We start from the raw sequence: 20,140 nt of genomic DNA on the forward strand, positions 1-20,140 counted from the left end.
GAATGACGCTGCACGATCATTGGCTGTTGATGGCTGGCATTGCGGTGCTGTACCTGTATGACTCTGCGCTGCTGCTGTTCCACAACGAGATCGTGCTGGAGACGAGGCGAACCGGCTACCTCGTCTCCGGTGGTTCGGTCATGGAATTTCGCGGCAGACATTTGTTTTTGCCGAACCCGCTGTGTCCGCATCGCGCACTTGTTCGCTTGAGCTGGGCGGCTGACGAATCGATGACTAGCGGTGCGCTACGCACGAGGGGCAGGCGCGTCAGGCTCGCGCTGGCAGTCATCGCACCGTGGACCTGGGCGCTGCTGGGTTTGTTCTTCGTGGCCCTTCCATGCGCGCTATGGGTTGGCACGGATGTGTTGCTGCTGGGTTGGCTGATACTTGCCTATCTGACGATCGCGGCGATGCTTTGGCAAGTCTGGCGCGCTCGCAAGGCATTGAGCCTGTCGGACAAAGCCGTGGTGGCGTTGGCGTTCGACGCACTGCTCTGCGCACCGTTCGCAATCAACATGGTCAGAAAGATCAGTCTGCGGCAGGAGCTGCCCAGCTTGCGCAGCGTGGCGTTGTCGAGGCTATCCCCGGCAGAGAACGTCGTGCTGTCCGGGATACTGCGCCAACGTATCGAGGCAAGTCTGGGGTTTCTGGAACCCGGCACCGATGCCAGTAACGCGCTGCTCGCTTATCTCAAACGTTTCGAGGACGGCATGTCGTGACCATTACCCAGATCGTTATCATCGTTGCCGGATTGGTGGCTGGCTACAAGCTCATGAGCTTGATGCTCTCGCCGGGCAACGGGGACAAGAACAAACAGTCGCCTCGGTCATCCAATGACGATCCTGGCACGAATGATCAGCGTGATCGTTCGTACGACTCGGCCTGGAGTAGCGCACCGTCCTCTTCATCCGCACCCGCGTGGTATCAGACATTGGGTGTCGCCGAATCCGCCAGCCTGGAAGAAATCGACCACGCCTACAGGGTTCAGATCAGTCAATACCATCCTGACAAGGTGGCCAAGCTCGGCGACGATATTCGCCAGCTGGCCGAGGCGCGCTCGAAAGAAATCAATAGCGCCTACGACATCGCGGTGAGGCTTCGCCGCTAGAAAGCTTTTGGACGGATCAGCGCCAAACGATGGGAACATATTTACTCTCGTCTGATCGCAGACAAGAGGAGTATCCGGCAGACTTTTACATTCTGGCTGGCTTGGGTAGCCAGAAGATTTCCAGACACAGTCATCGCGAATCGCGTGTTTGGATGTGGCAGCAAGAGTCCCGAGACAACGGCTAGAGCGCCTGTACTGAAACAGACCCACTGCGGTTGGTGCTGAACTAAAGTGTTAGGGTGCGTAGATGGGCGAGCTAGCAGCTGTTGCATATTCAAGTAAAACAACTCGTCCCATGAGTTCCCGAGACCTTGAAAACTTGCTTATCGAAGCACGCGCTTTCAACGAAAAAGTGCAGGTCACCGGCGTGCTGTTTAAGCATGAGGGTGCGTTTTTTCAATATTTCGAGGGGCCTCCTTCCGCCGTAGCCATCGTTTACGAGCGGATCAAGAAGTCTCCCCTGCATCATCATCTGGTCGAGCTGCTGAACCAGCCGGTGGACACCCGGCAATTTACGCGCTGGCACATGGCGTTTACCAAAGCTCCCCTGACCACCTTGCAAGCTCTCAGCAATGAAATTTGGGAGATGGCATTGCCTACGCTGCACTCGCAGCAAGCCCGGTCCGCTGGCCTGACACTGCTGCTTAAGTTCTGGGAATCCGCCCAGCTTGGCGGCACTTCGGCCTGAAACGGGTAGGGCCGTCAGTTCGCGACTAGGGTTTGATATGAGAAGAACTGTTTCCCTTTGTCACTTATCACAGCACTGATTTTCCATCAATTGTGCATAACGTTCTTCGGTCTCATCGTCGGCAGGGAACAGGCATTCAATGCGCAGCTCCTGCGCGGCCACCGTTTGCGGTGTGCCGACTGTGGTGACCATGGAGAAGAAGCTGAGCACCTGGCCGTTGCTGACAAAGTTGATCGGGACCACGGGTAGCGCCGGTGTGGCACCGTTTGCGCCGGCATTTTTCCATTTGGCATCAATGCCCGGATAAGCGAGCAGATCGTTCAATAGCCTGTCGGTCTCGCTGTCGACGACGTGTCCGATGGCCTCGCGATAAACGCGCTGGATCAGGCTGCGCGCAACACTTTCCCAGTTGGCGATGAAGGGGCGCAGGCCATCGGGATCAAACATCAAATGCAGCATGTTGCGCGGCTGTGGGCGCGAGGCAATATCAATGAAGTGTCCGAAGAATTGCGGCGAAGCCGTGTTGGTCATCGGCACGTTCCAATACCGATCCATCACCATGGCCGGATAGGGCTCGTGCTGGCGCAGCATGCGCTCGAGCGCCCGTTTTACGCTCCGCATCTCTGCGGCGTCCCATGGCGCTTCTGAATACAGTGGTGCATAGCCTGAGGCGAGCAGCAGTGCATTGCGATCACGTAGTGGCACATCCAGCGCCTCGGCGAGATCCATCAAGGCCTGCCGGCTGGGAACGCTGCGGCCGCTTTCGATAAAGCTCAGATGTCGCTGTGATATGCCGGTATCCAGCGATAGATCGAGCTGACTCCTGCCGCGCACGTCACGCCAGTAGCGCAGAAGATCGCCGAGCCCGGTTCCGTTTTCGTTCTTGGTGCGTGTCTGAGGCATGGCGGGGGTGCCTGAATAGTTGAATCGATTAGAACGCCGGACTGGCGGGATGTTCTCGTGCTGATTCGATCCTATGGACGTCCATTTATTTTGATGACGCCGATGGCATAGATGCTGGCTCGTCGATTATTTGAGGTGAGCTTACGCGGGTTGGCGCCGTTCGTGATTGCGAGGCCGAAATGCCCCACGTCGTAGGACGTGGGGCGATCGGTAGAGCTCGGCGGACTATCAGGCAGCCGATGGGACCTGAGCCCTGAAGTGATCCTCGATCGGCGTTCGGGCCAGGTTGGTGGTGGCGGCAGTCATGGTGGACAGCCCGACACTCAGAATCACTTCGAAGACCTGTTCCTTCACAAACCCGGCTGCGGTAAAGGCAGCGATTTCTCTGTCGCTGATCACACCGTGTTTTTCAAGGATGAGCCGGGCCAGCCGCGAGAGCGCCGCATAGCGAGGATTGGCGGGCAGCCGGCCCGCGCGCAGGTCGTCGACTTCCTGCACGGTCATGCCATCTTCGAGCGCAAAGGTGGAGTGTGCGGCAATCGTCCATGGACACCGAAGTGTCACGGCATTCGTCAGCAGCAGCACCTGCCGCTCGCATTCATCAAAACCGCCGCCATGGTAGGCACTGAATGCGCCGGCGAAGCCATTGAGCAGCACCGGGTTAGCGCCCATCGTTGCCAGCACGTTGGGCAGAAAGCCGAAGTTCTCCCTCAGCGCCTGCATCGTGGGGCGCGAGGCTTCCGGGGCGGTATCGATCGTGGGAAGAGTGAACAGGGACATGGGTATCTCCTTGATTGGGGTGATGACCATGCTAGCCACGTCAGGAATCGGCTCAATTACCTCCGAGGTAATAACGGCGTGTGGTCGACGTTGAGGCGATAGATAGATGGAGTGACTTTTGCCCTGACTCTCTACTGATGCTGACGAAGCGGTGAATCAGTGGCGAGCGACCAGCTCAGCGATCACGGTATCGAGTGAGGTCGAGCCTTTGCGTACGTGCGCGTCATCGGATTCGAAGCGGATCCAGCCTTCATTGAAGCCGTCGATCATCTGCGCGCGCGGCGTGGGATTCTTCATGCCCTGGTGTGTGAACAGGTCGATCCAGGTATCGCGCGGAACGATTTCAGCTTTCACTGCATGACCGAGTGCCTTGGTGAAGGCTGCGGCCAGTGCGTTGGGCGTGATCCGCCGCTGGCCTTCCAGTTCGACGATACGCGTGCCACACCATGTTTCCTGCAGCAGTTCGGCGGCGATGGCACCGATGTCCTTCGTGGCGATCATCGGGAATGGTTTGTCGAGCGGTTGCAGGAAGCTGCGCAGTACGCCTTCGTCGCGTGCAGCCGGCACATCCCACAATGCGTTTTCCATAAACCAGCCAGCGCGTAGAAAGGTCACCGGCGACGGCAACTCGGCAAGACACGTTTCCATGATGCCAAGCAAGTTGAGCAGATTGGGTTGGGTGGCCTGGGCGCCGATGGTGGAAAGGCAAACTATGCGTGGCGGATGGGCTGCTGCAAGTGCGCCATGCAGTGATGCCAATATAGCCTTGGCTTCGGGAAAGCCGGGGCTGGGATCGAACACGGGTGGCATCAGCACGAACACGCCTTCTACATCGTGAAAGGCATGAGTGAGTGCGGCGACATCGTTGACGTCAGCGATGGCTATCTCGCAGCCGCGCGCTTTCCACGCTTCGGCCTTTTCCGGATTGCGCACGACGGCGCGTACATGGTGTCCCTGGGCAAGCAAGTTGTCGGCAACAGCGCTGCCGACCTGGCCGGTGATTCCCGTGATGGCGTACATGATGATATTCCTTGTGATGAAGAGTTAGAGCGGATGGTGTAAACCCGGTTGCTTTGCGTACGAAGGTGACCTACCAGTGCACGGTGTGGCCGCGGTAATCCAGATAGCGCAGCCCCGGTATGCCGGTGGCGTTGGTGATGGTGTCGACCACGCATGGAATGCTCTCGTCGATGGAGAGGTCGGCGCCGCTGCCGCCCATGTCAGTGCGCACCCAGCCGGGGCAGATCAACAGCATTGCGCGCGGATCACCGGCGCGTGCGGCCGCAAAGCTGCGCATCAGCTGATTGAGCGCGGCCTTGCTGGAGCGATAGATCGACCAGCCACCGTGCTCGTTGTCCGCCACGCTGCCAAGCCCGGAGGACATCACACCCAGCGTGCCGGTGTTCGGCACCAGACTTTCAAAAGCTTCCAGCACGCGCAACGGTGCAAGTACGTTGGTAGTCATTACCTGGATAAACTCCGCGTCGGAAACGTCCAGCGCGCTGACTTCCGTATCGCGTGTGGCGACGCCGGCGTTGACGAACAGCAGATCGATGTGGCGCTCGGAAAGACGCTGACGCAGAGCGGTGATCTGCTTCGGGTCGGTGATCTCCAGCTGTTCGATTTCGATAAGTTCATGCGCATGCTTGGCGAGGTCGTGCAAAGGCGTACTCGCTTCGCCACGCACCGTGGCGATCACCTGCCAGCCGCGGCTGGCGTATTCCGCGACCATGGCCAGGCCGAGACCGCGCGAGGCGCCAACGATAAAGGCGACAGGCTTGGTTGATGTGTTCATGCATGGCTTTTCATTGATGGATTTCAGTGGCGACAAACGAGCCGTTCAGGCCGGTCTCTCGGATGCGGACTCAAGATTAGCGATCTTGATGGGTTGACTGAAGATCATTTTTTTCAGATCTTTGATGACTCAAAGTCATGAGTGAACGCAATGGCCTTCGATGGAAAGTTGCTCGCTAACCTGAGCGTGCTGGCGGCGGTGGTGGAGTCGGGTAACTTTGCCCGTGCAGCGGATGCCCTGGGTCTCACGGCGTCGGGCGTGAGCCGCGCGATCAGTCGGATGGAGGCACGCCTGGGCATTCGTTTGCTGCATCGAACGACGCGCTCAATCACGCTTACCGACGAGGGCGAACGTTTCTACGCGGAAGTGCGGCCGCTGCTGGTGGGCATTGAGGAGGCGGCATCGCATGCTGGCGGTGCCTCGCTATCGGTGCGTGGCCGTTTGCGAGTCAACGTGGATCCGCTTTTTTCGCGCCATGTGCTGGCGCCGAGGCTGCCCGAGTTCATGGCGCGCCATTCGGATCTGGAGATTGAGCTGATCACGCGCGACGACCTGGGTGACATCATTGGCGAAGGCGTTGATGTAGCGGTGCGTTTTGGTTTTCCGCCATCTTCCTCGCTGGTGGCGAGACAGCTGCTGGAGACGCGCATCATCACGGTGGCGTCGCCGGCATATTTGAAAAAGCACGGTCACCCCTGCACGCCTGCGGATATTGCCAGCCATACTTGCATCCAGTTTCGCGACTCGCAGACGCGCCGGCCATTCGACTGGGAGTTTCACAAGGGCCGCAAGGTCGTGCCGGTGACCACGCATGGCCCGCTGCTGGTGAGCGATGCGGGAACCTTGATGAGCGTCTGCATCGCCGGCGGCGGCCTGGCGCAAATGATGGCGATCGGTGTGGTGCAGGATCACCTGGCCAGGAAAAAGCTGGTACAGGTGCTGCCGGACTGGGCTGACGAGCGTTTTCCGCTGTACGCGTTCTATCCATCGCGACATCATCCGGCAGCCAAGGTCCGCAGCTTTATTGATTTCTGCCTGGAGATTCTGGCCTGATAGACGGCTGAAGCAAGCATTCAGGAGGGACCTGTCGGGTCTCTCATGCGTCGGTTTTAGCTGCCAGCAGAAATAAAAGGGCGACGACACCAGCGGCTTGTGCAAATAATCGCTTTATCTCGATCTGTTTTATCAAGGGCTTCATGAATACAAAGACCGCTGCTTCCCCGCGCACCTTCTTCGGCGAGCCGATGGCGCTGGCTTTTCTCAGTTTTACCGAAGCATGGGAGCGCTTTTCGTATTACGGCATGACGTCGATCTTGGTGCTCTACATGAGCCAGGCTTTGTTATTGCCGGGACATGTGGAGGGTATTGCCGGCTTTTCAGCTTTTCGTGCGGGTATGGAGTCGGTATTTGGCCCCATGACAACGCTGGGTTTAGCCTCGCAGATCATGGGGTTGTACACCGGCTTTGTGTATTTCACGCCGGTACTGGGTGGCTGGGTGGCCGATCGCTGGCTCGGTCGACGGGCGGCAGTGATGATCGGCGCAATGATGATGAGTGCGGGCCAGCTGGCGATGGCATTCGATGTGTCGTTCTTGCTGGCGTTGCTGTTGCTCATCGTTGGTTGCGGTTTGCTCAAAGGCAACATCTCGACTCAGGTTGGCGAGCTGTATGCCGAAACCGATGGTGAAGGACGCACGCGCGCGTTTGCGATTTTCTCTATCGGCATCAATGTCGGCGCAGTCGTCGGGCCGTTGCTTTGTGGATTGTTGGCACAGCTTTACGGTTGGCACGCAGGCTTCGGACTGGCTGGCATGCTCATGCTGATCGGCTTGTTCACCTATATCGCCGGCTTCCGCTATTTACCGAAGGATCGGCCGCGCGCCGGAGCGCGTGCAAAAACCAAGTTGACCGGCCACGAATGGCGGACGGTCGGCGCGTTGGCAGCGGTGGCGGCCATCACCATTTTTCAGTCCGTGAGCTACTACCAGAACACCAATCTGGCGCTGGTATGGATTAACCGTAGCGTCGATCTGAATTTTCTCGGCTTCCATGTGCCGGTCGCCTGGTTCAACTCGATCGATCCACTGGCCAGCATTGTTTTCGTGCCGGTGTTGTTCGCGCTGTGGCGTTATCAAGCCGCTCGCGGCAGCGAGCCAGATGACCTGGGGAAAATCGCGACGGGTGCGTGGCTGGCGACGGCGGCCAATGCGCTGCTGGCGGTGTCATGCGTGCTTAGTGTGCGCACGCCAGTGTTGGTGCCGGTGATCTACGACGCTTTGCTTGGCATCAGTTTTCTCTACTACTGGCCAACCCTGCTGGCGCTGGTGTCGCGTGCCGCGCCCGCAACGATCAAGGCGACCTTGATGGGTGCCGTTTTCCTTACATTGTTCATCAGCAATTTCATCATCGGATGGCTGGGTGGTTTTTACGAACGCATGACACCTGCCGGTTTCTGGGCCATGCACGCCAGCATCGCGGCGGTAGGTGGCGTGCTCGCCATTGCGCTGAGTCGTCCGTTGAAGCGTGTGCTGGCGGTTGATTGAATAGACGTCCAGACGTCCCTGTGATCAACGGAGCTCCTTCAATACGTCGATAAACGCCTTCAACCCCGGCGGTACGTGGCGGGGGATGGCTTAGCGAGAAAGGTAGGCCGTAAACGGAGTCAGCGCGAGCTGGCCCTTTGGCTTTTCTCGCGGCATTTCTGTCTTTTCCCGCAAGCGCATGGCCATCGTAGACTGCGCGTGGGTATATTTGCGTCTGTGCAATTATTGCGTTGTAAGTTATAGTTGTGCTTATGCGTACATCAAAATCCACCGACGATTCCCTTGCTCATCGTCTTATCGCCGCCATCATGCCGCTGATCAAGGGCAGTCAGGTCGAAGTGATGTCGGCAACGGCCGACTTCGAGCTCACGATGACCCAGCTGCGGATGTTGTTCGTGCTTGAGCATGCCGGGTGCGACATGGCCGTCAATGAGTTGGCCGAACACGTGGGGCTATCCATGGCCGCCACTGGGCGTGCAGTGGACATCGTGGTTCGTACTGGCCTGCTGTCGCGGCGCGAGGACGAGAGCGACCGACGCATCAAGCGCATCGGGTTGACCGAGTCCGGGCGCAAAGCGATCGTGCAGATCGGCCAGGCGCGTCGCCGCGCGGTCGAGTCGTTCGTAGCCAAGCTCGATGTCGCCGAGCGCGCCGCGCTCGATGCTGCTGTCGCCACGCTGGGCGCGCTTACCTCCCTGCACCTTCCTCTCCCTGGCGGAATCCACGCAGCTCCATCGTGCGCCGTCACGCCTTCCAAAGTATCGAAGTGAGTTCTCCCATGTCCCCATCAAAAGCCCCTGTCGAGGCCACGCTCGATCCGCGCCTGCTGCGTATTGCGGCGGTGGTCATTCTCGGCACCTTCATGTCGATCCTCGATACGACGATCGTCAATGTCGCCATCAAGGAATTGTCGAAAAGCTTCACTGCGCCGCTGGCGACGATGCAGTGGATTTCGACCGGCTACATGCTCGCGCTGGCCACGGTGATTCCGCTCACCGGCTGGGCAGCCGATCGCTTTGGCACCAAGCGCCTGTACATGGCCTCGATCGGCATGTTCCTGCTGGGCTCGGCGCTGTCCGGCGCGGCCTGGTCGGCCGGCTCGCTGATCGTTTTCCGCGTGCTGCAGGGCCTGGGTGGCGGCATGATCATGCCCGCCGGCATGACGATATTGACCCACGCCGCCGGCCCGAAGCGGATGGGTCGAGTCATGGGCATCGTCGGTGTGCCGATGCTGCTGGCGCCGATCATCGGACCGATTCTCGGCGGTTGGTTAGTGGACGATGTGTCTTGGCGCTGGATCTTTTTCGTCAACCTGCCGATCGGTGCGATTGCGCTGTTCGCCGCGCAGCGTGTGTTCGAGCGCGACGAGCCCAAGCCGCATCATTCGCTGGATTGGCCCGGGCTGCTGATGCTGTCGCCGGGTCTGGCGATCTTCGTTTACGGGCTGGCGGAGACCGCTGCCGGTGTGGGCCTGGATTCCGTGGGCGGTGGTGGCGCAGTGCTGCTTGGGCTGGCGCTGGTGATTGCCTTCGTGCTGCACGCGCGGGTCCGCCAAGGCGCGCTGATCGACGTGAAGATGTTCGCGCAACGGGCTGTTGGTGCGCCGGCGCTCACGGTCTTTCTGTTCTGTACGGCGTTCTTCGGTGTGGCGCTATTGATGCCGCTGTATTTCCAGGTGGTGCGTGGCGACTCGGCGCTGCATGCGGGCCTGCTGCTGGCCGCGCAAGGTATTGGCGCGATGATCTCGATGCCGATTGCCTCGCGTCTGACCGACAAGCTCGGTGCCCGTCGCATCGTAGTGGTGGGTCTGTCGCTGGTGGCGCTGGGCATGTTGAGCCTCAGCCAGATCTCGGACACCACGACCTTGTTGCAGGTCGAGCTGACGCTGTTTGTGATGGGCCTGGGCATGGGTTCCACCATGATGCCGGCGATGAGTGCCGCGCTCTCCTCGATCGAGCGGCATGCGGTGGCGCGTGTCACCGCTGGGCTCAATGTGCTGCAGCGGGTCGGCGGATCGATCGGCACTGCGCTGCTGGCAGTGGTGCTGTCACATCAGCTGGCTGTGGCCATGCCGGCAGGTCAAAGTGCGACCTTGCATGTTGGTCACGGCATTCCCGCGGGTGCGCCTGGCCAGGTGGTTCCGGCACTGGGCGCCGCGTTCGGTCACACCTTCATGTGGTCGTTCGCGCTGGTCATCTGTGCGCTGATTGTTGCGCTGTTTATCCGCCGGAGCCATGTGGATACGGCGGCGGCTAGTGCAGCCCATGTGATCGTCGAATAGCCTGAAGCTCACATAGCCGTTGAGGTGCAACGCCGATTCGCGCGCCATAAATTCCCGATCCGTCGTTTCCAGGCCAGTCACCTGACAGTGGCTGGCCTTTTCACGTTTGCGGATCGAGGTTTTTCGTCACCTGGCCGGCGATACCGCTTGCTGCGCTGAGCAAACCGTGATGTCCGCTACGCCTGTCCTTCCGTAAGGCACTGTATTACGAACATAAAAAACCCGCAGAGGGGAGTCTGCGGGTTCGGGGGGTTCCATCTAGTTGCATGGCAGAGGAGGGGAGCCTTAGCCATGCGGTGGGAGCGATGTCTCACGACATGGGGTTAATGTACTCGATGGTTCGTTAATGGAGCGTGAGCGGAAGTAAGAAAATTCGCCGGTCTGATGTGTTTCGGCGGAACTTATGACCTGCGTAGTCATCGTGTACTGTTTCCTGAGTGGCAAAGTTACGCCAAGCGCAGCAACCTTGTTCAACGATCAGCCTCATCCGCTGCCACCGCCAGCCCCGATACCACACCCAGTGAGGGGTCGCCCTGCACCAGCGGTATCTCTGGAAAGCAGGCTTGCACGCGTTCGCGGATCTGCGGTGAGCGCGACGTGCCTCCAGTGATGAATACACTGGCAGGGAGTTCGTCGAGGTTGCTGCGGACGGTGGCCAGTGTGCGTTCCATCTGATTGAGGAAGGTATCGATCGCGGCATGGAAATCCGCGCGGTCGAGTTCCACCGCCAGGCCGGGCTCGATGAAATCCAGTTCGGCGTGATAATGCGGTGATGCGCTCAGGGTGATCTTGCTGCGCTCGGCGACCTGGTTGAGTCGTGTGGTGGCACCGGCCTCCTGCAGCGCGCGCAGGCGCGAACCGTAGGGCTCGTCGACAAGGCGATAGTCCTGCTGGCGAAACTCGCGCTGCTTGGGCAGGTTGTGCACGCTGGCGGCGTCGACGTAGCGGTGCGCCGGCATGCTGATGATGTCCTTGCCCAGTTGCGGCATGAAGCTGTGCAGGCTCACGTTGACGTCGAGATCGGTGCCGCCCTTGGGCAGGCCCCAGCTGCGCGCGATGTGCGGCGCTTCGCCACCGCCCAGTTGCGCATGCGCCACGTCGGTGGTGCCGCCGCCGATATCGACCACCAGCGCGTACTGCCGCTGTGCCAGACTCTTGTGATAGTGCATCGCGGCGGCCGCGGGTTCTTCCAGAAAGCTCACGCTGTCGAAGCCGGCGGCGGCGGCCGCTTCGCGCAGAATCTCGATCGCCTGCAGTGAACCTTGCGCGCCCATCGAGCTGCGAAATTCCACTGGCCGTCCGATGACTGCGCCGCGCACGGGCATGCCGAATTGCTGGCTGGCGGTGAGACGAATGTGTTCGATGATGTGCGTGGCGATATGCACAATGACCTTGCGCACCTGTGGGTCGAGCCTGTAACCGAACATCGACTTGGGCGATTCGATCAGGTTGCCGCCGCCGCTCTCCAGATAACCTTCCACCGCGGCCTCACCGAACAGCGCGTGCTGAAAGCTGGCGACCGATGCGGTGGCATTGCGTGTCTGCTCTTCCATCCACTGCCGACGTACCACGCGCAGCGCTTCACTGCGCAGTTCACTCTCGCTGCGCGACACCGGTGCCTGTCCGCGTGCGCTGGTCGCGGCGGCGAGCTGACGCTGCTGTTGTCTGGCCAGGCGCAATTGATTTTCTACCTGCGCGTCGAGCGCCGGCGTCAGCGTGAAGTCGCTGGGGTCGGGAACCAGCTCCGGAAAAAATACCGCGGTACGAAACTGCTCGGCGTCGCCGAAGCGCACAAGCTTCAGTTCGCCGTCGATGATGGCGGCGGCAGCCGAGTAGCTGGTGCCGAAATCGATACCGATATGCATAGGGTCACGCGATCGCTGCATGGCAACCCGTCATTATGCCGGCTGCGTCGGCAATGTTCGCTATGCCACCGGATCCAGGTGCGGCGTCAACACCTGCGTTATCCAGGTCATGAACGCCTGCACGCGTCGGGGCAGATTGCGGCGGTTGGCATAAAGCAGCGATACCGGCATCGGCTCGGCGCGGCAATCCGGCATGACTTCTACCAGCCGACCGGCGTCGATCAGCGGTTGCAGGCCGGCGGCGGGTGCCTGGATCAATCCCAGCCCCGCAACGCACGCGGCGGTATAGGAGTCGCTGTTGTTGACGGTGATGCTGCCGGCCATCGGCAGGCTTTGGTAACCGTTACCGACGGGATACTCCCAGCCCGGTGAGCGCGCGCCGAGCGTGGATACGTAGTGGATCAGCTGATGTCTCGCCAGATCGTCGAGCGTCTTCGGCGTGCCGTGGCGTTTGAGGTAGGCCGGGCTGGCGCAGTTGATGATCCGGAATACGCCAAGCGTTCGCGCGACCAGACTGCTGTCGACCAACGGGCCGACGCGCAAAACGCAGTCGAAACCTTCGCGTACCAGATCCACCAGTCGATCCGTACTGCTCAGCTCCAGCTCGATCAGTGGATGCGCCTGCATGAATTCCGGTAGCCGTGGCAGCACGAAAATCCGCGCGACGCCGCTGGACATGTCCACACGTAGCCGTCCGCGCAGCGATTGCTCGCCTTGCTGAAACATCGCCTGCAATTCATCGATGTCGGTGAGCAGATCCTTGCTGCGCTCGTAGAACGCCTGACCATCGTGCGTCATCTGCACCCTGCGGGTGGTCCGATGCAGCAGCCGCGCACCGAGCGTGGCTTCCAACTGCTGTACCGCGGTCGAGGCGCTGGCTTTTGGAATGCCGAGGCTATCGGCGGCGCGGGTAAAGCTGGCCAGTTCAGCCACCCGAATGAAGATCTGCATGGCATCGAGCTGGTTCATGGTGGTGCGGTCCAGTCTGGCGAGTGGTTAATTAGTCGATTTTTATGAACATACAAATCATATATCGACGGTTTATCCATCACTAGTCGACCAATAGAGTGGGCCTGCCGAATCAGTCTCACCATTCAAGGAGCCATTCATGAGCAATCCATCCATCGCCATCATTACCGGCGGCAGCCGCGGCCTGGGCCAGAACACCGCGATGAAACTGGCTGAGCAGGGTACGGACGTCATCCTGACCTACCGCAGCGGCCAGAAAGAAGCAGCGGCCGTGGTGGCCGCTATCGAAAAGCTGGGTCGCAAGGCCGTGGCCCTGTCGCTGGACGTGGGCAAGAGCGCCAGCTTTGACGACTTTGCCGTGCGGGTTCGCGAGGCGTTAAGCAAAACCTGGCAGCGCGACAGCTTCGATTTTCTGGTCAACAACGCGGGCACAGGGCTACACGCCAGCATCGCCGAAACCACCGAGGCCGAGTTTGACGATCTGGTGAATGTTCATTTCAAGGGCGTGTTCTTTCTTACCCAGAAACTGCTGCCGCTGATCGCCGATGGCGGCCGCATCGTCAATATCTCCAGCGGGCTGGCGCGATTCACGCTACCGGGTTCGTCGGCCTATGCGGCAGTGAAAGGTGCGGTCGAGGTACTCACGCGTTATCAGGCGAAAGAGCTGGGTGCGCGCGGTATTGCCGTGAACACCGTGGCACCGGGTGCGATCGAGACCGACTTCAGAGGCGGCGCCGTCCGCGATAATCCCGAAATCAAAAAGATGATCGCGTCGCAGACAGCACTCGGCCGTGTCGGCTTGCCGGATGACATCGGTGGCTTGATCGCCTTGCTGTTGCTTCCAGCCAATGGCTGGATCAATGCCCAGCGCATCGAAGCTTCGGGTGGCATGTTTATCTGAGCAAGGTTGTTCGATGACGGTGTCAGCAGATAATCCTCGAATGGCCGTCTATTCAACGCCGTCGAAGCGCGATGTTGGGATTCGCGTGCCGCTCATCCCAACCTACGGTGGCATCGTCGAAGTCCAACGGTGAAATTCGCGGCGATGCGCGATGAGGCGCAATTGCCAGGCAAAGTTGTTTTGTGACGGCGTTAGCCCGCGAGTTGATGGGCTGCTCGCATCCCGGTCGTTGCGTCGCCGCGTTGGAATTGCTGTGCAAAAGGACAGTAATGCGTAGGTTGGGATGAGCATCAGCGAATCCCAACGCTGTCGGAGCGCGCTGTTGGGATTCGCGTGCCGCTCGTCCCAACCTACGATGGCATCGTCGATGTCCAGCGGGTGAGGCGCCGGTGGATGCACCGTGACATGCAAGCACTATGTGAGGCGTCTGACAAAAGGTACTTCAAGCCAGGCGCACTCCATGCTTCGGCAAGATGATCTGCGTCACCACGAAGCGATGTTCCTTGATGGCATCGTGGAATTTTCGGTAGTCGGACTGCTCGAAGGCTTCTGACCATACGGGCTTTTTGTCGCCGTCGGCGTTGCCGTCGATGATGCCGGTGGCTTTGTCCTTCCAGGAATCAGGGCCCTTGCCGATATACGGTTTAACCGTTTCGGCGAAGCCCGGGACCTGGCCGCTGGTCAGTGCCTTGATCAGCGCATCCAGTCGCACGCTGGGATCATCGTTGCGATTGGATGCAAGCAGTGATGCGAGCGCAGCCTTGGTTTCTTCCGGCAATCCTTCCTCCTGTGCAAACGCGGTATTGCCGCTGCGAAATCCCTTGATGGCGCGATACGCCATATCAGCCGCCTCCATGAAGATGGGCAGATTGTCACGCTGGAAGGTCAGGCCGTGGCCGTTCTCGTACTGCCACTTGGCCCATGGCTGGTCGGGAAAGTGCAGCGCGGCGCCGTGGCCAAGCTTGACCACGAAATCGAGAAAATTCGATTGCGTGGTGTGCACGATATCGTCGACGAACTGCCGCAGTTTTCCGAGCCAGGTTTCATGCGAGTAGTCGTAGCTGGTGAGCGACTTCACTACGTTGTGGTCGCTGATGGTGCCGGTGAAATTCTGGTGCGCCCATGTATCAACGTAGACGTGCAGAGTCACACCCAATCGATGCAGGGCGTTCTCCGCTTCGCGATTTTCGATGGCGTGCGCGACCATATCGCGTGCGATCGCACTGTCGGGTTTGCAGATGGATTTGTCTTCGAGCGTGCTGCCTTCGCCAGCCGGCAGGAAGTGAAACGGCGCCCAGATCCGCTTGTCGCTGGTGTCGCTGATATTCATGTAATCGAACATTTTATGCGCGCTGGCAAAGCGTTCGTAGCTCTCGCCGCCGGCGAACTCCAGGATGCCGCTGACCGTCGCGTCATCCACGTACTGGCAGCAATGCGCGACGGTTTCGGCATCCGACTTCTCGAGCCCGGCGAGTCGACTGACGAGATAGATCACACCGTAGTGGAAATCGATATTCATCGAATGGCCTTTTTCCGGGGTTTGCGTGACGTTGGCAATGTTCTGGTGCCGCGTGATTCCTGCTGACGCAGTCTCGACCGCAGCGCCTCAATGAAGGCTGAAAGCGCCTCGGGAGTCTGTCGGCGCCTGGGGTGATAAAGGTAGTAATCGGGCAAGGTGGGGCACCAGGGCTCGATCACCCACACCAGCCGGCCTTCGGCGATGTGCCCGGCGTGGACTGTCATGCGTTCTTCACTTGACCGAGGCCACTTTAGCTATCCCTTTCGCCAAGGTATTTCCCATGACAGGCTCCACGCCCCAATCGCACGAGCGGACTGTGGACGGTATCGCATATACCGTGGAAACCTCACTGCACGAGCGTGGCATCTCGATCGTCGTTACCGTACCTGGCATTGGGCCGGAGGAGGAGAATGATCGCACCTATGCTTCAGAGGACGAGGCGCTTGCCGCCGGTGACGAGATCGCAGGCTCGCTGATTCATCGGCATGGCCCCAAAAGATAAGTTGATGCAACACGACGCAAGAGGCATCCGATGAGCAACGCATCCGGTTACAAGATTTTTCCTTCGTGTCAGCGCGAGTCATCCAAGGATGGCCGGCTCGTCTACGAAGCCACTTATATCATCCAGGACGACCAAGGCCTGCGCGGTGAACCCATTACGGTCGCGGGCCAGTTCGAGTCTGCCGAGGAAGCGCTTGCCGCCGCCCAGGCAGCGGGCGAGAAACTGCTGTCGCAAATGCACTGAACCTTATGCTGCTGCTCAAGGTGTAGCCGGCAGTGACGTCGACGCAGATTTTTCGCTGACGCGTACCTTCGGTCGAGCAGGCCATGCCAGCACGGCCACAACCGGAAAATGATCGGATGGATAACGGCCATCCTGCTGCGTGGTGACCGTCTGCGCGGTCAGCGCACGAAAGTCGCGGTAGAGAATCCAGTCGATGCGACGATCCGGAATGCCGGTGAAATTGTGGAAGGTCTTTTCCGGTCCGCCATGGCTCCCTGCACCGATCCATGCATCGTCCAGTAGCGAGGTGAGTACCGCATGGTCGGGTTTGTCGGGCGCGCTGTTGAAGTCGCCCGTCATGACGATGGGTAGGTCGGCCGGTAACGCATTCAGGCGTGTGAGAATTTCCTGCGCCGAGCGCGTGCGCGCCAGCTCGTCCTGATCGCGATACGGAAAGTGCGTGTTGCAGTAGTAGAAACGCCGACCATCGGCTTTGCGCTCGAACAGTGCCCACGTGACCATGCGCGGATACGGGTTGCCCCAGGTGATGCTGCCGGGTTTGTCCGGTGTGTCGGACAACCAGTAATTGCCGGAGTCGATCACGCGCAGGCGGTCGCTGCGATAGAACACACCCATATGCTCGTCACCATCATCGCCGCGGCGGCCGATGCCGAACCAGACGTATTGCGGCAGTTTGCTGACGAGATAGTCGCCCTGGAATTTGTTCAACTCCTGCGTGCCGAGCACATCCGGATGCTGCTCGCGGATCGTGCGCACCATGATGTCGCGTCGGTGATTCCAGTCGTTCGGGCCATCGTTGGCGATGCCTGTTCGTACATTGAACGTCATCACACGCAGCGTCTGCGCACGGAGCCTCGTACCGGGCAGGCTAAACGACACAAGCAGAACGGCAATCAGCAGCTTGAAAAAACGCATGGCGAATGCTCCGTCGAATGCGGGAACCAGCGATCGCCGCGAACGTACCACAGCCACGCGCTGGCGCAGTCATGTCTCGGTCTGCATCAGTGCGGCGATGGACAGGTCAGTCCATTTCGCTGCCGGAATGTTGAGCGTCCGTGGTCTTCTCACAACACACGGAATGGTGCTTCAATGCTGGAGTTCGGCTTGCTGGCGTTCCTGAAATGCCTTGGGCGTGCAGCCGAGTTCGCGCCGGAACACCGTGTACAGGTATTGCACGGAGGTGAAGCCGCAGCGTACAGCGATGTCGGCCAGGCTTGATTCGCCGTTGCGCAAAAGCTCCTGCGCGATCTCGAGTTTGTGCCGCAGTATTTCCTGGTGGACGCTGCGCTTGAGGCTGCGCCGGAAGTGTTCTTCCAGAAAAGAGCGTGAGACGCCGACATAGTTGGTTACCTGCTCGGTACGGATACCGAGGCAGGCGTACTGGCGGATGTAGTGCAACGCTCGCATGACGTATGGGCTGCGTATCGTCTGATGCAGACTTGAAGCGGCCACGTGCAACCCTTCTGGCGACACCAGCACACGCGTGTCGTTGCAATCGGCGCCGTGCAACATACGGTGGAGCAGGTGTGCGGCGGTGCGTCCCATTTCCTCGGTACCTTGTTGTACCGAGGTCAACGGAATGCGGCACAGCATGCGCGCCAGCGGATCGTTGTCTATGCCGACGATGGCAACTTCATCGGGTACCGGGATATCCGCCATCATGCAGGCCTGCAGCAGTTGGCGTGCGCGTGCATCGGTGGCGGCCAGCACCCCAACCGGCTTGGGCAGTGACTTCAACCAGGTGGTGAGAGCCTCCGTGGCATCGCTCCAGCCTGCTGCGCTGGTGGCATGGCCGTGGTAGATGAAACTCTTGAGGCCATCGCGGGCGACCATGGCGTCGAACAGCCGTTCGCGCTCCTCTGCCCAACGGTGGGCTGGCCCCGTCGGCAGCGAATAGAACGCAAAGTGCTCCAGTCCCTGTTCGATCAAGTGGTCGTAACCGAGTCGAACCAGTTGGGAATTGTCGGTGGCGATATAGGGCAGGCCTTCCGGATAAAGTGACGCATCGGTGTAGGAACTGCCGATGGCGACCACCGGCACGTCGACCTCTCGCAATGCAGCACATACCTGGGGGTCGTCGAAGTCGGCAATGATGCCGTCGCCACACCAGTCCGCCAGGCCGGTCAGCCGGCAACGAAAGTCCTCCTCCATGAACAGGTCCCAGCTGACCCGGGTAGACGCCAGATAGGAACCGACGCCAGCAATGATCTGCCGATCATAGACCTTGTTTGCATTGAACAGCAGTGCAATGCGATGCACGCCGTGTGGATTACTCATAAATTTTTCCCCTGCAGCTGCCCGGATGCGGCAGCCCGGTCATGCTTGTCCCGGGGCTGGCCGGATATTGCCCGGGCAGCGCTCCTTCGGAGGCTAGCATGAGCGTATGGCCCCAGCAGAGACTTTGCGGCGAGTGCAAAAGAAGAAACGTCAGTCGCTTTGGGTGATTTCGAAATTGCGCCGGTTCCTTTGCCCACGCAGCATCGACCAACGAAAGACTGTATTCGGTTTGACATCGATCGATGTTGGCGGCACCGGCCGATGGTGTGACGGGGAGTGATAGATGCATATCGGTTTTTTGCAGGGACGCCGGTGGGTGGGCATCACCGCTGGTGCCCTGATGGTGCTGGCACTCGTGTTGCCGATTGATGGAATAGCTGCGAATACATCCGCGCCGCACTGGATCAGCGCGTGGGGCGCCGCACCGAGTTTTCTGCAGCCGTCGGAACAGGTGGCTGTCGACGATCAGACGCTGCGGCAGACGATCAAGCTGACGTACGCCGGACAGCAGTTGCGCGTGCGCCTTAGCAATCTGTTCGGCCATGATCCGCTGGTGGTCGGCGCGGTAACCGTGGCACCAGTCGGGCAGCCACAGCAACGTCGGCGCGTCACTTTCGCCGGTGCTGGCGCGGTAACCATTCCCGCTGGGGCGCCGATGCTCAGTGATGCAGTCGACCTGCCGGTCAAGGCACGGCAGGATCTCGAAGTCAGCATCTATCTTCCCGGCCGCACGTTGCTGTCGACGATCCATTGGGACCGATTCAATCACACCATGATTTCCGCCGCCGGCGATTTCAGCCAGGCAGCGTCATTCGAGGCAGTCGCGGATACGCCGCTGCGATCGTTCCTGAGTGGCGTCGATGTGCTGCCGAGCCGGCCAGCAAAGCTAGTGGTGGCATTCGGCGACTCGATCACCGACACCGACTGCAAGATTGCCGATCAGTTGTGCCGATGGAGCGACATCCTGGCGGCGCGTTTGCAGGCTGCCGGCAAGCCCTATGCCGTCGCGAACGAGGCGATCAGCGGTAATCGTGTACTCAGCGATGGCTATGGCTTGAGCGCGCTGGCCCGCTTTGATCGAGATGTACTTGCGGTTCCCGGCGTGACTGACGTTATCGTGCTGGAAGGTATCAATGACATCGGCAACTCGGGCGGTGACATATACGGCATCGCGCAGCCGGTGATCACGGCGGAGACGCTTATCGCCGGTTACCAGCAGTTGATTGCCCGCGCGCATGTGCATGGCATCAGGATCATCGGATGCACCATGACGCCGTTTGCCGGGGCGGGTTACTACTCGCCAGCGAAGGATCAGGTGCGCAAGGCTGCCAACGACTGGATCCGGCACAGCGGCGCATTCGATGGCGTGATTGATTTCGAGCAGGTAGCGCGCGATCCCGCGCAACCGGATCGCCTGCTGCCAGCGCTGGAACGCGGCGATCATCTGCATCCCAACGAAGCGGGGCAGCGCGCGATGGGTAATGCGATAAGCCTGGATCTGTTTTGAATCAATAAGGCAGTCCACGGGCTGCCGGGAAATGTCACCAGCAGCAGAACGCCATCGCATGATTGCGTTGAAGCACTGGTCGTCACCGTATGCAACACGCTCACAGCAGCCATGTCGGGGCGACTCGTTTGTGCGGCATCAACGTCGATCATGTGCGCTTGGCAGTGTTCGTGCTGATGTGCGTGTTTGCCAACCTGGTCAACACTGCGCGACTGGCCGACGTGGTCTCCAATGGCCGCCGGTGGTGACGGCCCGGCTT

21 protein-coding genes are annotated in these 20,140 nt (G+C 59.9%); 12 read left to right on the top strand and 9 right to left on the bottom strand.

The window, feature by feature from the left end; all coding sequences use genetic code 11:
* The first annotated feature begins 2 nt into the window (after window positions 1-2).
* From HDE79_RS09470 to HDE79_RS09480, 3 genes are all read left to right on the top strand, one after another.
* Window positions 3-719, top strand: coding sequence for a hypothetical protein (locus HDE79_RS09470; protein WP_184601731.1), 717 nt, complete (start codon window positions 3-5; stop codon window positions 717-719).
* Window positions 716-1,108, top strand: coding sequence for a DnaJ domain-containing protein (locus tag HDE79_RS09475; RefSeq protein WP_184601732.1), 393 nt, complete (start codon window positions 716-718; stop codon window positions 1,106-1,108). The genes HDE79_RS09470 and HDE79_RS09475 overlap by 4 nt, the downstream gene beginning before the upstream one ends.
* Before the next feature lie 247 nt (window positions 1,109-1,355).
* Window positions 1,356-1,796: a BLUF domain-containing protein gene (locus tag HDE79_RS09480; RefSeq protein ID WP_255488363.1), complete on the top strand. Its 441-nt coding sequence runs from the start codon at window positions 1,356-1,358 to the stop codon at window positions 1,794-1,796.
* Between the two features lie 60 nt (window positions 1,797-1,856).
* On the opposite strand, the gene HDE79_RS09485 is transcribed toward HDE79_RS09480, so the two are convergent.
* The 4 genes from HDE79_RS09485 to HDE79_RS09500 form a co-directional block, all read right to left on the bottom strand.
* The gene (locus HDE79_RS09485) at window positions 1,857-2,699 is read right to left on the bottom strand and encodes a helix-turn-helix transcriptional regulator (protein ID WP_184601734.1); all 843 of its coding nucleotides are present in this window, start codon (window positions 2,697-2,699) and stop codon (window positions 1,857-1,859) included.
* A 228-nt stretch (window positions 2,700-2,927) separates the two neighbouring features.
* Window positions 2,928-3,479 carry a carboxymuconolactone decarboxylase family protein gene (locus HDE79_RS09490; protein WP_184601735.1) on the bottom strand — a complete coding sequence of 184 codons (552 nt, stop codon included), beginning with the start codon at window positions 3,477-3,479 and terminating at the stop codon, window positions 2,928-2,930.
* A gap of 156 nt (window positions 3,480-3,635) precedes the next feature.
* The gene (locus HDE79_RS09495) at window positions 3,636-4,499 is read right to left on the bottom strand and encodes an NmrA family NAD(P)-binding protein (RefSeq protein WP_184601736.1); all 864 of its coding nucleotides are present in this window, start codon (window positions 4,497-4,499) and stop codon (window positions 3,636-3,638) included.
* A gap of 70 nt (window positions 4,500-4,569) precedes the next feature.
* Window positions 4,570-5,274 (bottom strand): SDR family NAD(P)-dependent oxidoreductase, encoded by a 705-nt coding sequence (locus HDE79_RS09500; protein WP_184601737.1) that lies wholly within the window; start codon window positions 5,272-5,274, stop codon window positions 4,570-4,572.
* A 150-nt stretch (window positions 5,275-5,424) separates the two neighbouring features.
* Here HDE79_RS09500 and HDE79_RS09505 point away from each other — a divergent pair, with 150 nt between their 5' ends.
* The 4 genes from HDE79_RS09505 (at window position 5,425) to HDE79_RS09520 (ending at window position 10,098) form a co-directional block, all read left to right on the top strand.
* A complete protein-coding gene (locus HDE79_RS09505; protein ID WP_184601738.1) occupies window positions 5,425-6,327 on the top strand; it encodes a LysR family transcriptional regulator in 903 nt (300 codons plus the stop codon).
* 143 nt (window positions 6,328-6,470) lie between these two features.
* Complete coding sequence (locus HDE79_RS09510) at window positions 6,471-7,817, top strand: peptide MFS transporter (protein ID WP_184601739.1); 1,347 nt, start codon at window positions 6,471-6,473, stop codon at window positions 7,815-7,817.
* Window positions 7,818-8,068: 251 nt separating this feature from the next.
* A complete protein-coding gene (locus HDE79_RS09515) occupies window positions 8,069-8,587 on the top strand; it encodes a MarR family transcriptional regulator (RefSeq protein WP_184601740.1) in 519 nt (172 codons plus the stop codon).
* 8 nt (window positions 8,588-8,595) lie between these two features.
* On the top strand, window positions 8,596-10,098 hold the full coding sequence (locus HDE79_RS09520) for a DHA2 family efflux MFS transporter permease subunit (protein ID WP_184601741.1): 1,503 nt from the start codon (window positions 8,596-8,598) through the stop codon (window positions 10,096-10,098).
* Window positions 10,099-10,568: 470 nt separating this feature from the next.
* On the opposite strand, the gene HDE79_RS09525 is transcribed toward HDE79_RS09520, so the two are convergent.
* Window positions 10,569-11,963 (bottom strand): Hsp70 family protein, encoded by a 1,395-nt coding sequence (locus tag HDE79_RS09525; RefSeq protein ID WP_184602099.1) that lies wholly within the window; start codon window positions 11,961-11,963, stop codon window positions 10,569-10,571.
* Window positions 11,964-12,023: 60 nt separating this feature from the next.
* Window positions 12,024-12,932 (bottom strand): LysR family transcriptional regulator, encoded by a 909-nt coding sequence (locus tag HDE79_RS09530; RefSeq protein ID WP_184601742.1) that lies wholly within the window; start codon window positions 12,930-12,932, stop codon window positions 12,024-12,026.
* A 139-nt stretch (window positions 12,933-13,071) separates the two neighbouring features.
* Between HDE79_RS09530 and HDE79_RS09535 the strand changes: the two genes are divergently transcribed.
* On the top strand, window positions 13,072-13,833 hold the full coding sequence (locus HDE79_RS09535; RefSeq protein WP_184601743.1) for an SDR family oxidoreductase: 762 nt from the start codon (window positions 13,072-13,074) through the stop codon (window positions 13,831-13,833).
* A 442-nt stretch (window positions 13,834-14,275) separates the two neighbouring features.
* Here HDE79_RS09535 and HDE79_RS09540 read toward each other — a convergent pair whose 3' ends face one another.
* A complete protein-coding gene (locus HDE79_RS09540; protein ID WP_184601744.1) occupies window positions 14,276-15,352 on the bottom strand; it encodes a DUF6765 family protein in 1,077 nt (358 codons plus the stop codon).
* Window positions 15,353-15,632: 280 nt separating this feature from the next.
* Here HDE79_RS09540 and HDE79_RS09550 point away from each other — a divergent pair, with 280 nt between their 5' ends.
* The gene (locus HDE79_RS09550) at window positions 15,633-15,854 is read left to right on the top strand and encodes a hypothetical protein (RefSeq protein WP_184601746.1); all 222 of its coding nucleotides are present in this window, start codon (window positions 15,633-15,635) and stop codon (window positions 15,852-15,854) included.
* A gap of 30 nt (window positions 15,855-15,884) precedes the next feature.
* Window positions 15,885-16,097, top strand: coding sequence for a hypothetical protein (locus HDE79_RS09555; RefSeq protein WP_184601747.1), 213 nt, complete (start codon window positions 15,885-15,887; stop codon window positions 16,095-16,097).
* A gap of 15 nt (window positions 16,098-16,112) precedes the next feature.
* On the opposite strand, the gene HDE79_RS09560 is transcribed toward HDE79_RS09555, so the two are convergent.
* Together HDE79_RS09560 and HDE79_RS09565 are read right to left on the bottom strand one after the other, a co-directional pair.
* Window positions 16,113-17,012, bottom strand: coding sequence for an endonuclease/exonuclease/phosphatase family protein (locus HDE79_RS09560; protein ID WP_184601748.1), 900 nt, complete (start codon window positions 17,010-17,012; stop codon window positions 16,113-16,115).
* A 171-nt stretch (window positions 17,013-17,183) separates the two neighbouring features.
* Complete coding sequence (locus HDE79_RS09565; protein WP_184601749.1) at window positions 17,184-18,374, bottom strand: DNA-binding transcriptional regulator; 1,191 nt, start codon at window positions 18,372-18,374, stop codon at window positions 17,184-17,186.
* Between the two features lie 283 nt (window positions 18,375-18,657).
* On the opposite strand from HDE79_RS09565, the gene HDE79_RS09570 reads away from it, so the two are divergent.
* Complete coding sequence (locus tag HDE79_RS09570; RefSeq protein ID WP_184601750.1) at window positions 18,658-19,881, top strand: SGNH/GDSL hydrolase family protein; 1,224 nt, start codon at window positions 18,658-18,660, stop codon at window positions 19,879-19,881.
* Window positions 19,882-19,970: 89 nt separating this feature from the next.
* A complete protein-coding gene (locus HDE79_RS09575) occupies window positions 19,971-20,129 on the top strand; it encodes a hypothetical protein (protein WP_184601751.1) in 159 nt (52 codons plus the stop codon).
* Window positions 20,130-20,140: the final 11 nt, after the last annotated feature.

The organism is Rhodanobacter sp. MP1X3 (genome assembly GCF_014207165.1).
Lineage (GTDB): Bacteria > Pseudomonadota > Gammaproteobacteria > Xanthomonadales > Rhodanobacteraceae > Rhodanobacter.